This window comes from Pseudomonas sp. S150 (assembly GCF_004526365.1).
Lineage (GTDB): Bacteria > Pseudomonadota > Gammaproteobacteria > Pseudomonadales > Pseudomonadaceae > Aquipseudomonas > Aquipseudomonas putida_A.
Genome location: NZ_CP038207.1, coordinates 2,162,893 through 2,176,727, shown reverse-complemented (window position 1 = coordinate 2,176,727; position 13,835 = coordinate 2,162,893). Strand labels below are relative to the sequence as shown.

The 13,835-nt window shown below is 59.9% G+C and carries 14 protein-coding genes; 9 read left to right on the top strand and 5 right to left on the bottom strand.

The genetic code is table 11. The features are described from left to right. The first annotated feature begins 190 nt into the window (after window positions 1–190). The 3 genes from E3Z29_RS10170 (at window position 191) to E3Z29_RS10160 (ending at window position 1,925) form a co-directional block, all read left to right on the top strand. On the top strand, window positions 191–466 hold the full coding sequence (locus E3Z29_RS10170) for a hypothetical protein (protein WP_097086740.1): 276 nt from the start codon (window positions 191–193) through the stop codon (window positions 464–466). Window positions 467–728: 262 nt separating this feature from the next. Then, window positions 729–1,313, top strand: a complete 585-nt coding sequence (locus tag E3Z29_RS10165; protein WP_134785694.1) for a papain-like cysteine protease family protein — start codon at window positions 729–731, stop codon at window positions 1,311–1,313. A gap of 12 nt (window positions 1,314–1,325) precedes the next feature. After that, window positions 1,326–1,925: a hypothetical protein gene (locus E3Z29_RS10160; RefSeq protein ID WP_134785693.1), complete on the top strand. Its 600-nt coding sequence runs from the start codon at window positions 1,326–1,328 to the stop codon at window positions 1,923–1,925. 62 nt (window positions 1,926–1,987) lie between these two features. Here the strand turns inward: E3Z29_RS10160 and E3Z29_RS10155 are convergent, their stop codons facing one another. Beyond that, window positions 1,988–3,328 (bottom strand): DEAD/DEAH box helicase, encoded by a 1,341-nt coding sequence (locus E3Z29_RS10155; protein ID WP_041070247.1) that lies wholly within the window; start codon window positions 3,326–3,328, stop codon window positions 1,988–1,990. A gap of 191 nt (window positions 3,329–3,519) precedes the next feature. Between E3Z29_RS10155 and E3Z29_RS10150 the strand changes: the two genes are divergently transcribed. Further along, window positions 3,520–4,818 (top strand): mechanosensitive ion channel family protein, encoded by a 1,299-nt coding sequence (locus tag E3Z29_RS10150; protein WP_134785692.1) that lies wholly within the window; start codon window positions 3,520–3,522, stop codon window positions 4,816–4,818. 110 nt (window positions 4,819–4,928) lie between these two features. Here the strand turns inward: E3Z29_RS10150 and E3Z29_RS10145 are convergent, their stop codons facing one another. The 3 genes from E3Z29_RS10145 to E3Z29_RS10135 form a co-directional block, all read right to left on the bottom strand. Then, complete coding sequence (locus tag E3Z29_RS10145; RefSeq protein ID WP_134785691.1) at window positions 4,929–5,795, bottom strand: carboxylate/amino acid/amine transporter; 867 nt, start codon at window positions 5,793–5,795, stop codon at window positions 4,929–4,931. 343 nt (window positions 5,796–6,138) lie between these two features. Continuing rightward, complete coding sequence (locus E3Z29_RS10140; RefSeq protein WP_096796629.1) at window positions 6,139–6,738, bottom strand: FMN-dependent NADH-azoreductase; 600 nt, start codon at window positions 6,736–6,738, stop codon at window positions 6,139–6,141. 231 nt (window positions 6,739–6,969) lie between these two features. Beyond that, the gene (locus tag E3Z29_RS10135; RefSeq protein ID WP_098967723.1) at window positions 6,970–7,284 is read right to left on the bottom strand and encodes a 3-phosphoglycerate kinase; all 315 of its coding nucleotides are present in this window, start codon (window positions 7,282–7,284) and stop codon (window positions 6,970–6,972) included. A gap of 49 nt (window positions 7,285–7,333) precedes the next feature. On the opposite strand from E3Z29_RS10135, the gene E3Z29_RS10130 reads away from it, so the two are divergent. The 5 genes from E3Z29_RS10130 (at window position 7,334) to aqpZ (ending at window position 12,550) form a co-directional block, all read left to right on the top strand. After that, window positions 7,334–8,257: a LysR family transcriptional regulator gene (locus E3Z29_RS10130; protein ID WP_027614550.1), complete on the top strand. Its 924-nt coding sequence runs from the start codon at window positions 7,334–7,336 to the stop codon at window positions 8,255–8,257. A gap of 14 nt (window positions 8,258–8,271) precedes the next feature. Next, entirely contained in the window at window positions 8,272–9,075 is an 804-nt protein-coding gene (locus E3Z29_RS10125; protein ID WP_096796627.1) for an alpha/beta fold hydrolase, read from the top strand. Between the two features lie 3 nt (window positions 9,076–9,078). Further along, complete coding sequence (locus E3Z29_RS10120) at window positions 9,079–9,642, top strand: peptidylprolyl isomerase (protein WP_095138580.1); 564 nt, start codon at window positions 9,079–9,081, stop codon at window positions 9,640–9,642. Between the two features lie 88 nt (window positions 9,643–9,730). Continuing rightward, a complete protein-coding gene (locus tag E3Z29_RS10115) occupies window positions 9,731–11,563 on the top strand; it encodes an ABC transporter ATP-binding protein (RefSeq protein ID WP_095138579.1) in 1,833 nt (610 codons plus the stop codon). A gap of 291 nt (window positions 11,564–11,854) precedes the next feature. Next, the gene (gene aqpZ / locus E3Z29_RS10110) at window positions 11,855–12,550 is read left to right on the top strand and encodes an aquaporin Z (protein ID WP_134785690.1); all 696 of its coding nucleotides are present in this window, start codon (window positions 11,855–11,857) and stop codon (window positions 12,548–12,550) included. A 114-nt stretch (window positions 12,551–12,664) separates the two neighbouring features. Here aqpZ and E3Z29_RS10100 read toward each other — a convergent pair whose 3' ends face one another. Next, entirely contained in the window at window positions 12,665–13,789 is a 1,125-nt protein-coding gene (locus E3Z29_RS10100) for a GNAT family N-acetyltransferase (protein ID WP_134785689.1), read from the bottom strand. Window positions 13,790–13,835: the final 46 nt, after the last annotated feature.

Here is a 13,835-nt window from a genome sequence, read left to right as displayed (position 1 = left end):
TAAGTCGTACAGCGTCTTTTACAACAACCGCTCTAACCCGTGGCTTTCCTCAAGAGGTCTGCTTTTCAGGGGAAGATCGCGACCGTTCGGTCACTCTAAATGGACTGGTAAAAACACTGGAACTGAACTTTTCACCGCCCGAAACCCTCCACCGATCAACCCGCCCTACCCGGAACGGAGGCCTGCCCCCATGAAAACCCTGCTCAAGCTCACCCTCGCCGCCACCCTAGCCTGCGCCCTGCCGGTCTGGGCCTGCACACCAGAAGAGGCCACCGCCAAACGCGAACAACTGGCCAAGGAAGTGGCCAAGCTCACCGAACAGAATCCGGCCAAGGCCAAGGAAATCAATGCCGAGTTGCAGAAGATGGACTTGGGCACGGCCAGCGCCGATCTGCCGGACAAGTGCCAGTTGATTGATCAGCGCTTGAAGGAACTGGACTCGGCTGAGAAAAAAGCCGACAGCTAAAAGCAAGATCAAAAGATCGCAGCCTGCGGCAGCTCCTACACCAGACCCTTTAGGAGCTGCCGCAGGCTGCGATCTTTTGATCTTAAAAATGCACTTGTGCATTTATTTTCTTGCACAAACGCATATCCTGACTAAGGTTACATCGAGCAAGGAGATCGGCACCGTTCATCGCAGATGAAAACCGTTACCCACCGATCGCTCGGCAATACCGCAACACAATCACAAGCTGGACGCTTGTTTTCATTCATGGAGGACTGAAAAAATGTTAACCACTCAAGCAATATCGTTCACCGGCGAGAGCCTGCCAAGATGCCTTGTTGGCCACCTGATCGACCCGCAACTGGTCGAGGTTGAAGCCACTGCGCAAACGGCGGCACTGGCCGCTGCCAACCTTAACTTCACGATGCAGAAACAGACTCAGACCAACTGGTGCTGGGCCGCCGTTTCCGCTTCGGTCGGCAACTACTACGGCACCGGGTCATGGACTCAGTGCGGCGTCGCCAGCACTCAGCTCGACCGCAATTGCTGCAATCAGCCGGGGCCGTGCAACGTCTACGGCTATCTGGATTCGGCCCTGCAGACCACCCGCAGCTATAACGGGATGAATCAGGGTTCGCTGCAGATGTCGGCCATTCAGAACCAGATCAACATGGGCCGCCCGGTCGGCCTGCGTTGTGCCTGGTATGGTGGCGGTGCGCACTTCCTGGCGATCTACGGCACCAACGGCAACTACGTGCTGATCGCCGACTCGATCTACGGTTACTCGACCCGAGCGCTGAATTCATTCCCCGGTTCGTACAACGGCGGCGGCAACTGGACTCACACTTACTTCACCGCGAAAAACTAGGAGGGCGACATCATGCAACTGACTTATCCAAAGGCGCCTTCCAACGGCGTACAGACTTTGCGTCCGGTGCTGCAAGCCGCGCTGCAAAACCAGGGCTTCGGCATCAACCGCCAGTTCGCCAACGCGACACCGGCCAAAGTCAGCCTCAGCGAAGCCTATCGCGGCTACTCGCTGACACTCGACGACCTGAGCCAAGGCAAGGGTCTGAAAGACGCACGTATCGGCGACTGGCATTACCTGGTGTTTGCCGACGGCGTAAGCATTGCCGATGCGCAACTGGCCGAGGTGCGTGGCCATGTCGAGTTCGCTTCGCTGAACCACGGCACCCGGGCCGCCGACACCGTGGGCGCGTTGAAACTGGCGGAACAGGCGCCGCAATTGCAGGGCAAGAGCGTTGAACTGCGGGTGCTGTTTGTCTCGGCACTGCACGTCGTGGCGATCTGGCTGCACGCTGACGGTGAAGATGTACTGATCCCGATCGAGCCAACGCCGAAAGAGCTCGGGAACTCGCAGCTGTACAGCGAAGCCGCGTTGCTCGCGCAGCTCAAACCGGCGGCAGATCGCGCAAAACAGCGCTTTGACGCAGACACCAGCGGACAGTTGGGGAGCTGACAAACCCTGCGCATAAAAAAACCCGGACACTGTCCGGGTTTTTTATTGCCTGCGAAAACGCCTTACTCAGCCGCTGGCTCGGCCGGCTTGCGGCGCTTGAGCGGGGCCATGCCGTCGCTGCTCACCAGAGAATCCGGCTTCGGACGGTTGGCGCTCTTGCGCTTGGTCGGGGTCTTGGCGGCGGTTTTCTTCTTGTCGCCCTTGGCGTCGGTCTTTTTCTTCTTCACGCCGACGGCTTTGCCCGAGGCCTTGACCTTCTTCGGCCCGCCGTAGGTGCCTTTGACTTCCTTGATGGTGCGGCGCTCGAAGCTCTGCTTCAGGTAGCGCTCGATGCTCGACATCAGGTTCCAGTCGCCGTGGCAGATCAGCGAGATCGCCAGACCGTCGTTGCCGGCGCGACCGGTACGACCGATGCGGTGCACGTATTCGTCGCCGCTGCGCGGCATGTCGAAGTTGATCACCAGATCCAGGCCATCAACGTCCAGACCACGGGCCGCGACGTCGGTAGCGACCAGAATCTTCACGCCGCCCTGCTTCAGACGGTCGATCGCCAGTTTGCGATCCTTCTGGTCTTTCTCGCCGTGCAGCACGAACGCCTTGTATTCCTGAGCCACGAGGCGGCCGTAGATGCGGTCGGCCATGGCCCGGGTGTTGGTGAAGACGATGGCCTTCTGGTAGGTCTCGTTGGCCAGCAGCCAGTTGACGATCTGTTCTTTGTGCTGGTTGTGGTCGGCAGTGATGATCTGCTGACGGGTGGTCGAGTTCAGTTGGCTGACCGCGTTGAGCTGCAGGTGCTCAGGGTTGTTCAGCACCTTGGCGATCATCTCGCGCAGGCCGGAACCACCGGTGGTGGCGGAGAACAGCATGGTCTGCTGACGGTTCGGGCATTCGTCGACCAGACGTTGCACGTCTTCGGCGAAGCCCATGTCGAGCATACGGTCGGCTTCGTCGAGCACCAGCACTTCGACTTCTTTCAGGTCGAGGTTGCCGGCGTTGAGTTGCTCGATCATCCGGCCCGGCGTACCGATCAGGATGTCCGGCACCTTGCGCAGCATCGCGGCCTGCACCTTGAAGTCTTCACCGCCGGTGATCAGGCCGGACTTGATGAAGGTGAACTGCGAGAAGCGTTCAACTTCTTTCAGGGTCTGCTGGGCCAGTTCGCGGGTCGGCAGCAGGATCAGGGTCTTGATGCTGACGCGGATCTTCGCCGGGCCGATCAGGCGGTTGAGGATCGGCAGGACAAAAGCGGCGGTCTTGCCGCTACCGGTTTGCGCCGTCACCCGCAGGTCACGCCCCTGGAGCGCCAGCGGAATGGCCGCTGCTTGCACAGGCGTTGGCTCGACAAATTTCAGCTCGGCCACGGCTTTGAGCAGGCGTTCGTGCAGGGCGAATTGGGAAAACACGGGTGCTACCTCGAAGATATGCAAAAAAACAGCTGCATAGGTTACCGGTTTCGAGCGCTCAGGCCGAGTTTCTTTATACAAACGGGCGTAATCAGTGGCTTTTTTGTTGCTCGATTTGTCTCCAACGGTAATACACAGCGTCTTAAATGCTCTAATCGCCCATCGCGTCTTACAGAAGAATCGTTGCTCACATGGATTTCAAACAGCTCTGGCTCAACGCCCAAGACCTCTGGGGTGCCCTCGAACAGCACCCGTTCCTGCAATCCGGCCTGGCGCTGATGCTGCTATTGGTGATCGCGCTGGTCCTCGGACGAGTGGCACGCTATCTGATCCTGCATGCCAGCCGCATGCTCGGGCGCCAGCCGGCCCTGCACTGGATCAACGACTTTCGCCACAACAAGGTGTTTCAACGTCTGGCGCAGATGACCCCGTCGCTGGTGATCCAGTTCGGCCTGCACCTGGTGCCGGAACTGAGCAAAACCGCGATGACTTTCCTCGGCAACGTGGCGCTGTCCTTCACCATCCTGTTCCTGCTGCTATCGGTCAGCGCCCTGCTCAATGCGCTGCTGGACATCTACGCCCGCACCGAACACGCCCGCACCCGCTCGATCAAGGGCTATGTGCAACTGGCGAAAATGGTCTTGTACGTGTTTGGTGCGATCATCATCGTCGCCACCCTCATCGACCGTTCGCCGCTGTTGCTGCTCTCCGGTCTGGGTGCGATGTCGGCGGTGATTCTGTTGGTCTACAAGGACACCCTGCTGTCGTTCGTCGCCAGCGTACAGCTGACCAGCAACGACATGCTGCGGGTCGGCGACTGGATCGAGATGCCGCAAGTCGGCGCCGATGGCGATGTGGTCGACATCACCTTGCACACGGTCAAGGTGCAGAACTTCGACAAGACCATCGTTTCGATCCCGACCTGGCGCCTGATGTCCGAATCGTTCCGCAACTGGCGCGGCATGCAGCAGTCTGGCGGGCGGCGGATCAAGCGCAGCCTGTTCATCGACGCCAGCGGCGTGCGCTTCATTCGTGACGATGAGGAAGAAAAGCTCTCCCAGGTGCACCTGCTGACCGGCTACATGGGCCGCAAGAAAGCCGAGCTCAAGGCTTGGAACGAGGCGCAGGGCAACGTCGCCGCGATGTCGGCCAACCGCCGGCGCATGACCAACATCGGCACCTTCCGCGCTTATGCGCTGGCGTATTTGAAGAGTCACCCGGAGGTGCAGCCGAACATGACCTGCATGGTGCGGCAGATGCAGACCACGGCGCAGGGAATTCCGCTGGAAATCTACTGCTTCACGACCACCACGGTGTGGGCCGATTACGAGCGGATTCAGGGGGATATTTTCGATTATCTGCTGGCGGTGCTGCCGGAGTTCGGTTTGAGCCTGTATCAGCAGCCGAGTGGCGGGGATTTGCGTTCGGGGTTGTTGCCGGCTGTACTCGGCTCAGCGCACATACCAGAACCACAAAAACACCTCCTATAACCCCACAGATCAAAACTGTGGGAGCGGGCTTGCTCGCGAAGGCGTCAGGTCAGTCAACATAATCGTTGAATGACACACCGCTTTCGCGAGCAAGCCCGCTCCCACAGGGGTTATGCGGTGGCTTGAGTTTTGCGGATGCCCAACCGGCTGATCCACACCGCCGCCAGAATCACACTCCCGCCCAGCAACAACCGTCCCAGTTCCTCATGCTGATTCCAGATCAGCAGATTCAGCAGCAAGCCCACTGGCACATGCAGGTTGTTCATCACCGCCAGCGTGCCGCCGTTGACCATGCACGCGCCCTTGTTCCACCAGTACATCCCCAGCGCCGTCGAGACCAGACCGAGGAACAGCAACACGCCCCATTGCAACGGCGCTTCGGGCAGGAAGTTGGACTTGCCGAACAGCAGAAACGCCGGCAACACCACCGCCAACGCGCCGAGATAGAAGAAGCCGAAACGTCGGTAGTGCGGCAGATCACTCGGGTGTTTTGCCACCAGATGCTTGTACAGCACCTGCCCTGCGGCGTAGGTGAAGTTGGCCAGTTGCAGCAGCAAAAAGCCCATGAAGAAATCCGGGTTGATCCGGTCAAAACGAATCACCGCCGCACCGCCCACCGCTACCAACGCGGCCACCAGCGCCCACGGATTGAAGCGGCGGTTCAGCGCATCTTCGATCAGCGTCACGTGCAGCGGCGTGAGGATCGTGAACAGCAACACCTCCGGCACCGTCAGTACACGGAAGCTCAGGTACAGGCAAACGTAGGTGATGCCGAACTGCAACGCGCCGATCAGCAGCATGCCGCGCATGAACGCCGGTTCCACCGAGCGCCAGCGGGTCAACGGAATGAACACCAGCCCGGCGAGCACCACGCGCACCAGCACTGCAAAGTAGCTGTCGACATGCCCGGCGAGGTATTCGCCGATCAGACTGAAGGAAAACGCCTGGATCAGCGTGACAAAAAGTAGATAGCCCATGGTCGCCTCTGTTTCGAATGGCGGCGACGATAGCGGTTTTTGCGCCAGACCGCGAACCTCAGGCAACACTGAACCCTGTGGGAGCGAGCTTGCTCGCGAAGGCATCGTGTCAGTCGACGAATAGTTGACTGACACACCGCCTTCGCGAGCAAGCCCGCTCCCACAGGGGTTACACGTTGCTCAGATAATCCCAGGCAAAAAAAAGCCCGATCTCGCTAAAGCGTTCAATCGGGCTACAGCACTCAGGAGCAACAAGTGCAAAGGGAGGTTCGATGCGCGTAGAGCCTTGAAGGGGTTGCGCCAGGTCACTTAAACAAGCGGCGATTATCTGGCGATTAACATATCAAGCGACCTGGGACAGTTTGGCGTTGGCCTGATTCAGGCCCTTCTCCTGGAAGTCGCCGCCCAGGTTCATGCCTTCGGCGTGAATGAAGGTCACGTCGTGGATGCCGATGAAACCCATGACCTGACGCAGGTACGGTTCCTGATGGTCGGCCGGGCCGCCGGCGTAGATGCCGCCGCGAGCGGTCAGCACGTAGGCACGTTTGCCGCTGAGCAGGCCTTGCGGGCCGGTTTCGGTGTACTTGAAGGTCACGCCGGCACGCAGCACGTGGTCGAGCCAGGCCTTGAGGGTGCTCGGGATCGCGAAGTTGTACATCGGCGCAGCCATCACCAGTACGTCGGCAGCGAGCAGCTCGTCGGTCAATTCGTTGGAGCGCTCCAGCGACGATTGTTCGCTGGCGTTGCGCTGCTCGGCAGGCTTCATCCAGCCGCCCAGCAGGTTGGCGTCCAGGTGTGGAACGGGATTCACGGCGAGGTCACGCACGGTGATCTGATCGTTGGGATGCGCCGCTTTCCACTGACCAATGAAGGTCTGGGTCAGTTGACGGGAAACCGAATCTTGCTGGCGGGCGCTGCTTTCGATGATCAGAACGCGGGACATGGTGTGTAGTCTCCATCCGAGAATGTTGTAGGTCGATGGAGTGAAGGTTAAACAGGGTCGTATCGATGAAAAAGCGCAAATAATTGCTGCAAAGCATCGAATAATTCGTTTAGATGCACTTGCCGCCTGTGGGAGCGAGCTTGCTCGCGAAAGCGGTGTGTCATTCAACAATGATGTCGACTGAAACGGCCAATTCGCGAGCAAGCTCGCTCCCACAAGGGATTGACGGTGTTATTTCGGGCTGCAGCTCAAATCGATGCGCAGCCTGATGATCTCGCGGGAGAACTTGGCCGTGGCATTCGTATGCTTGCGGGCCGGGACTTCGATGTTGCGCGTACGCGGTGCTTCCGGACCATTGTTGAAAACGACTTTGCAGGTCGCGTCGACATCACCGTAGTTGGCGACCCGGATGGAGCCGATGTCTTTGTCGGTGTCGAAGGTCTCGTAGTCGATCTTCAAGCCATTGAGGTTCTTCTGCACATCGATCGGGTAAGCAAACGCAGTCAGCGGCAGCAACGCGAGCACCACACAACAGAATTTTTTCATTCGCCAGTCTCCATGAGGGACGGCCAGCTTAGGACAAGAGGAGCTATTGATGAAAGCGCCCCGCGTGACCCTTGATCAATGGCGAACATTGCAGGCCGTGGTCGACCACGGTGGTTTCGCCCAGGCCGCCGAGGTTTTGCACCGTTCGCAATCTTCGGTGAGTTACACCGTCGCCCGCATGCAGGACCAGCTCGGCGTGCCGTTGCTGCGCATTGACGGTCGTAAAGCGGTGCTCACCGAAGCCGGCGGTGTGCTGCTGCGCCGCTCGCGACAACTGGTGAAACAGGCCAGCCAACTGGAAGACCTCGCCCACCACATGGAGCAAGGTTGGGAAGCCGAGGTGCGGCTGGTGGTCGATGCGGCTTACCCGAGCGCACGCATCGTGCGCGCGCTGACCGCATTCATGCCGCAGAGTCGCGGCTGCCGCGTGCGTCTGCGCGAGGAGGTGTTGTCGGGGGTCGAGGAGGTCTTGCTCGAGGGCGTGGCCGATCTGGCAATCACCGGCCTGAGCATCCCCGGCTACCTCGGCGCGGAATTGAGCGACGTCGAATTTGTCGCGGTCGCCCACCCTGATCACGCGCTGCATCGGCTCAACCGCGAACTGAGCTTCCAGGACCTGGAAACCCAGATGCAGGTGGTGATTCGCGACTCCGGCCGCCAGCAACCACGCGACGTCGGCTGGCTCGGCGCCGAACAGCGCTGGACCGTCGGCAGCCTCGCCACGGCTGCCACGTTCGTCAGCAGCGGCCTGGGCTTTGCCTGGCTGCCACGGCACATGATCGAACGGGAATTGAAGGAAGGCACGCTCAAGCTGCTACCGTTGGATCAGGGTGGCAGCCGCAACCCGAGCTTCTATCTGTATTCGAACAAGGACAAACCGCTGGGCCCGGCCACACAAATCCTCATCGAACTGTTGCGTACCTTCGACACTTTGCCGCTTGACGCACCGTTCGCCGCCCCCGAGCAAGCCTGACACGGAGTTCACCGATGGCCTATTTCGAACATGAAGGTTGCAACCTGCACTACGAGGAATATGGCCACGGCACCCCGTTGCTACTGGTTCACGGACTGGGTTCGAGCACCCTGGACTGGGAAATGCAGATCCCGGCGCTGTCGGCGCACTACCGGGTGATCGTTCCGGATATACGTGGTCACGGTCGCTCCGACAAACCTCGCGAGCGCTACAGCATCGCCGGGTTCAGCGCCGATCTGCTGGCGTTGATCGAACACCTGAAACTCGGCCCGGTGCATTACGTCGGGCTGTCGATGGGCGGGATGATCGGCTTTCAGTTCGGCGTCGATCAGCCGCAAATGCTGAAAAGCCTGACCATCGTCAACAGCGCCCCCGAGGTCAAACTGCGCAGCCGCGACGATTACTGGCAGTGGTTCAAGCGCTGGAGCCTGATGCGCGTGCTCAGCCTCGCGACCATTGGCAAGGCATTAGGCGGCAAACTGTTCCCGAAACCCGAGCAGGCTGATCTGCGGCAGAAAATGGCCGAACGCTGGGCAAAAAACGACAAACGTGCTTATCTCGCCAGCTTCGATGCGATTGTTGGCTGGGGCGTCCAGGAACGACTTTCCCGGGTGACCTGTCCAACCCTCATCGTGACTGCCGACCGTGACTACACGCCGGTAGCACTGAAAGAAACCTATGTAAAACTGCTGCCCGATGCGCGGCTGGTGGTCATCGCCGACTCGCGCCACGCCACCCCGCTCGATCAACCCGAACACTTCAACCAAACGCTGCTGGAGTTTCTCGCCGCAGCCGACATTCAATCTCAGGATCACTGACCCATGCTGAAAAAACTCGCCCTCGCCGCCGGCACCGTGCTGTTTGCTGCCAACCTGATGGCTGCCACCCCGGCCAAAGCACCGCACGTGCTGCTGGACACTACCAACGGCCAGATCGAAATCGAACTGGACCCGGTCAAGGCGCCAATCAGTACCAAAAACTTTCTGGATTACGTCAACAGCGGTTTTTACACCAACACCATTTTCCACCGCGTGATCCCGGGCTTCATGGCTCAGGGCGGCGGTTTCACGCCACAGATGCAGCAGAAAGAAACCAAGGCGCCGATCAAGAACGAAGCCAGCAACGGTCTGCATAACGTTCGCGGCACTTTGTCGATGGCCCGTACCTCCAACCCTGATTCGGCCACCAGCCAGTTCTTCATCAACGTCGCCGACAACGCCTTCCTCGATCCGGGCCGTGATGCCGGTTACGCGGTATTCGCCAAAGTGGTCAAAGGCATGGACGTGGTCGACATCATCGTCAACTCGCAAACCACCACCAAACAGGGCATGCAAAACGTGCCTGTCGACCCTGTGATCATCAAGTCGGCCAAAGTCATCGACTAAGCTGTACAGGGCGTTTCGAGCGGCGCTGGCCTGAAGCCACGCCGCTCACACCGATAAAAGGAGAGCCCGGCATCCGGGCGGTTATCTGATGCTCTATCGCCGTTTCGAACAACTGATCGACATATTCCGCGACGCCCCCACGGCCTCCCCTCCGGATCGTGTCTGGCCCTTCTATACCTATTACCTCAAGCAGGTCTGGCCGAGTTTTGCCGCCCTGCTCGTCGTCGGCCTGTTTGCCGCGTTGATCGAAGTGGCGCTGTTCAGCTACCTGAGCCGCATCATCGACCTGGCCCAGGGCACGCCCAACCCGAATTTCTTCAGCGACCACGCCCTCGAACTGACGTGGATGGTGGTGGTCGCCCTGGTGCTGCGGCCGATCTTTTTCGGCCTGCACGACCTGCTGGTGCACCAGACCCTGAGCCCGGGGATGACCAGCATGATCCGCTGGCAGAACCACAGTTACGTGCTCAAGCAGAGCCTGAATTTTTTCCAGAACGACTTCGCCGGGCGCATCGCCCAACGCATCATGCAGACCGGCAACTCGCTGCGTGACTCGGCGGTGCAAGCGGTGGATGCGCTGTGGCACGTGGTGATCTACGCGATCAGTTCGCTGGTGCTGTTCGCCGAAGCCGACTGGCGCCTGATGATTCCGCTGCTGACGTGGATCGTCGCCTACATCGGTGCGCTGTATTACTTCGTGCCACGGGTGAAAGAGCGTTCGGTGGAAGCTTCCGACGCGCGCTCGAAACTGATGGGACGAATCGTCGACGGCTACACCAACATCGCCACCCTCAAGCTGTTCGCCCACACCAATTTCGAACAGCACTACGCCAAGGAAGCCATCGAAGAACAGACGGTCAAGGCGCAGATGGCCGGCCGCGTGGTGACCAGCATGGACGTGGCGATCACCACCATGAACGGCCTGCTGATCGTTGGCACCACCGCGCTGGCGCTGTGGCTGTGGACGCAGTCGCTGATCACCGTCGGCGCGATCGCCCTGGCCACCGGTCTGGTGATTCGTATCGTCAATATGTCCGGCTGGATCATGTGGGTAGTCACCGGCATCTTCGAAAACATCGGCATGGTGCAGGATGGTCTGCAGACCATCTCGCAACCGGTCAGCGTCACTGATCGCGAGCAGGCCAAACCGCTGGCCGTGGCTCGTGGCGAAGTGCGTTTCGAGCACGTGGATTTTCACTACGGCAAGAAGAAAGGCATCATCGGCGACCTCAACCTGACCATTAAACCCGGCGAGAAAATCGGCCTGATCGGGCCGTCCGGCGCCGGTAAATCGACCTTGGTCAACCTGCTGCTGCGCCTGTATGACGTAGAGGGCGGACGCATCCTGATCGATGGGCAGAACATCGCCGAAGTCGGCCAGGAAAGCCTGCGCGCACGCATCGGCATGATCACGCAGGACACCTCCCTGCTGCACCGCTCGATCCGCGACAACTTGCTGTATGGCAAGCCTGACGCCACCGACGCCGAACTCTGGGACGCGGTGCACAAGGCCCGCGCCGACGAGTTCATTCCGCTGCTGTCGGACGCTGAGGGCCGTACCGGTTTCGACGCGCACGTCGGCGAACGCGGGGTGAAACTGTCCGGCGGTCAGCGCCAGCGCATTGCGATTGCCCGGGTGCTGCTCAAGGACGCGCCGATCCTGATCATGGACGAAGCAACCTCGGCACTCGACTCGGAAGTCGAAGCGGCGATCCAGGAAAGCCTGGAAACCCTGATGCAAGGCAAAACCGTGATCGCCATTGCTCACCGTCTCTCGACCATCGCTCGCATGGATCGGCTGGTAGTGCTGGAAAACGGCAAGATCGCCGAGAGCGGTACCCACGCCGAACTGCTGGCGCATCGCGGATTGTATGCGCGGTTGTGGGCGCACCAGACCGGGGGATTTGTCGGGATCGATTGATCATTGAATCAATACAACTCCAATGTGGGAGGGGGCTTGCTCCCGAAAGCGGGGTGTCAGTACCGAACATTTGTCTGACACACCGCATTCGGGAGCAAGCCCCCTCCCACAATATATTGAGAACCGCCACAGCCCTCTAACCACGGGCTCTGGCGGTTTTTTCATGGCTGCTGGAAATCCATCCAAAGCGTGCTGTACTCAGCCAAGGTTCCAGCACGGAACCTGTCGTAAATCTGCTGGGAAGCACAACGCAATACAGTCTCGATAGCATGGGCTATCAAGGACTCTCTCATGTCTCTGTTCAAACGTTCAGTTACTGAGTTGTTGGGTACGTTCTGGCTGGTTCTGGGTGGTTGTGGCAGTGCGGTGCTCGCCGCGTCTTCGCCTCTGGGCATCGGGGTGCTGGGGGTGGCCCTGGCGTTTGGTCTGACGGTGCTGACCATGGCGTTCGCCATCGGCCACATCAGCGGATGTCATCTCAATCCGGCGGTATCGGTCGGGTTGGTGGTCGGCGGACGGTTTCCAGCAAAAGAGCTACCCGCCTACATCATCGCCCAGGTGCTCGGCGGGATACTCGCCGCCGCGCTGCTCTACTACATCGCCAGCGGCAAGGAGGGTTTCGACATCGCAGCAGGTCTGGCGTCCAATGGGTACGGCGAGCACTCGCCCGGCAAATACTCGATGGCGGCAGGCTTTGTCACCGAGCTGGTGATGACCGGGATGTTCGTGATCATCATCCTCGGCGCCACCGACAAACGCGCCCCGGCGGGCCTCGCACCGATTGCCATCGGCCTGGGGCTGACGCTGATTCACCTGATCTCGATTCCGGTCACCAACACTTCGGTCAACCCGGCTCGTAGCACCGGGCCGGCGCTGATGGTCGGCGGCTGGGCGATCGCGCAGTTGTGGATGTTCTGGGTCGCGCCGCTGATTGGTGCGGTGGTCGGTGGCGGGATTTATCGCTGGTTGGGCAAAGAAGAAACCTGAGGGGTGCCTGAGATCTCTTTGTAGGAGTGAGCCTGCTCGCGATAGCGGTGTGTCAGTCAACATCAATGGCTCTGACAGATCGCTATCGCGAGCAGGCTCACTCCTACAAAGGATCTATGTCTGGCGATAGGGCAAGGCGGTTTTCGCTTCTTCGGCGTACGCAAGGACGCCAGCACGTTCCTGTTGCAGGAAGTCTTTAACTGCGGCTTTCAGACCGGGATGACGCAGGTAGTGCCACGAGTGGGTGATCACCGGTTCAAAGCCGCGAATCAGCTTGTGCTCGCCCTGAGCGCCGGCATCAAAGCGCTGATACCCCTGGGCAATCGCATAGTCCATGCCCTGATAGAAACACGTCTCGAAATGCAGCCGGTCAAACTCGGCCAGACATCCCCAATAGCGTCCATAGAAGCTGTCGCCTCCGACCAGACTGAAGGCCATCGCCACCGGACGTGAACCCTGTTTGGCCAGCACCACCCGAATCGCCTCCGGCATCCGCGCAGCCAGCAGACTGAAAAACTCGCGCGTCAGGTACGGCGCCTGGCGGCGCACGGCGTAGGTGTTGGCATAGCAGGCGTAGACAAAATCCCATTGCGCCTCGTCCAGCTCACGCCCTTCCAGCCATTCGAACTCGAAGCCCTGCCCCGCCACTTGCTCGCGCTCTTTACGCATTTGCTTGCGCTTGCGCGAACTGAGCGCGTCGAGAAAATCCTGGAAGTCCCGGTAACCGCGATTCTGCCAGTGATACTGACAGCCGATACGTTGCAGCCAGCCCGGCTGCTCGGCCATGGCGGCATCGGTGAACGGGTCGGTGAAATTGATGTGCGCGCTGGAAAGCTCTTCGATTTCCAGATAACCCGGCAGGCTCTTGAGCAGTTCGAAACCGTCTTCGACCCGGGCGGCCAGCAAGCGTGGCCCGCTGACCGGACTGAACGGCACCGCCGTCAGCAGTTTGGGGTAGTAATCGATGCCGGCCCGGGCGCAGGCATCGGCCCAGCCGTGATCGAACACGTACTCGCCGTAGGAATGCCACTTGCGGTAACTGGGCAACGCCGCGATCAGCCGATCGTCTTCGACGTGCAGCAGATGCTCGGCTTGCCACCCCGTATGCGGGCCAACGCTGCCGCTGTCTTCAAGGGCCGAGAGAAAGGCGTGCCGCAAAAACGGCTGGTTCTCGGGCACCAGTGCATCCCAGGTCGCAGGGGCGATTTCTGACAGGCTTTGCAGGCGTTGCAACGGCATCAACTGACTCTCCACTTCCGGGCTTCAAAGCCCCGCGAGTATCGCT

Coding starts and splice junctions, on each gene's coding strand:
- E3Z29_RS10170 (WP_097086740.1), top strand. CDS start 191: ATGAAAACCCTGCTCAAGCTCACCCTCGCCGCCACCCTAGCCTGCGCC.
- E3Z29_RS10165 (WP_134785694.1), top strand. CDS start 729: ATGTTAACCACTCAAGCAATATCGTTCACCGGCGAGAGCCTGCCAAGA.
- E3Z29_RS10135 (WP_098967723.1), bottom strand. CDS start 7,284: ATGAAAAAATTCTGTTGTGTGGTGCTCGCGTTGCTGCCGCTGACTGCG.
- E3Z29_RS10120 (WP_095138580.1), top strand. CDS start 9,079: ATGCTGAAAAAACTCGCCCTCGCCGCCGGCACCGTGCTGTTTGCTGCC.
- E3Z29_RS10145 (WP_134785691.1), bottom strand. CDS start 5,795: ATGGGCTATCTACTTTTTGTCACGCTGATCCAGGCGTTTTCCTTCAGT.
- E3Z29_RS10115 (WP_095138579.1), top strand. CDS start 9,731: ATGCTCTATCGCCGTTTCGAACAACTGATCGACATATTCCGCGACGCC.
- E3Z29_RS10160 (WP_134785693.1), top strand. CDS start 1,326: ATGCAACTGACTTATCCAAAGGCGCCTTCCAACGGCGTACAGACTTTG.
- E3Z29_RS10140 (WP_096796629.1), bottom strand. CDS start 6,738: ATGTCCCGCGTTCTGATCATCGAAAGCAGCGCCCGCCAGCAAGATTCG.
- aqpZ (WP_134785690.1), top strand. CDS start 11,855: ATGTCTCTGTTCAAACGTTCAGTTACTGAGTTGTTGGGTACGTTCTGG.
- E3Z29_RS10125 (WP_096796627.1), top strand. CDS start 8,272: ATGGCCTATTTCGAACATGAAGGTTGCAACCTGCACTACGAGGAATAT.
- E3Z29_RS10150 (WP_134785692.1), top strand. CDS start 3,520: ATGGATTTCAAACAGCTCTGGCTCAACGCCCAAGACCTCTGGGGTGCC.
- E3Z29_RS10100 (WP_134785689.1), bottom strand. CDS start 13,789: ATGCCGTTGCAACGCCTGCAAAGCCTGTCAGAAATCGCCCCTGCGACC.
- E3Z29_RS10130 (WP_027614550.1), top strand. CDS start 7,334: ATGAAAGCGCCCCGCGTGACCCTTGATCAATGGCGAACATTGCAGGCC.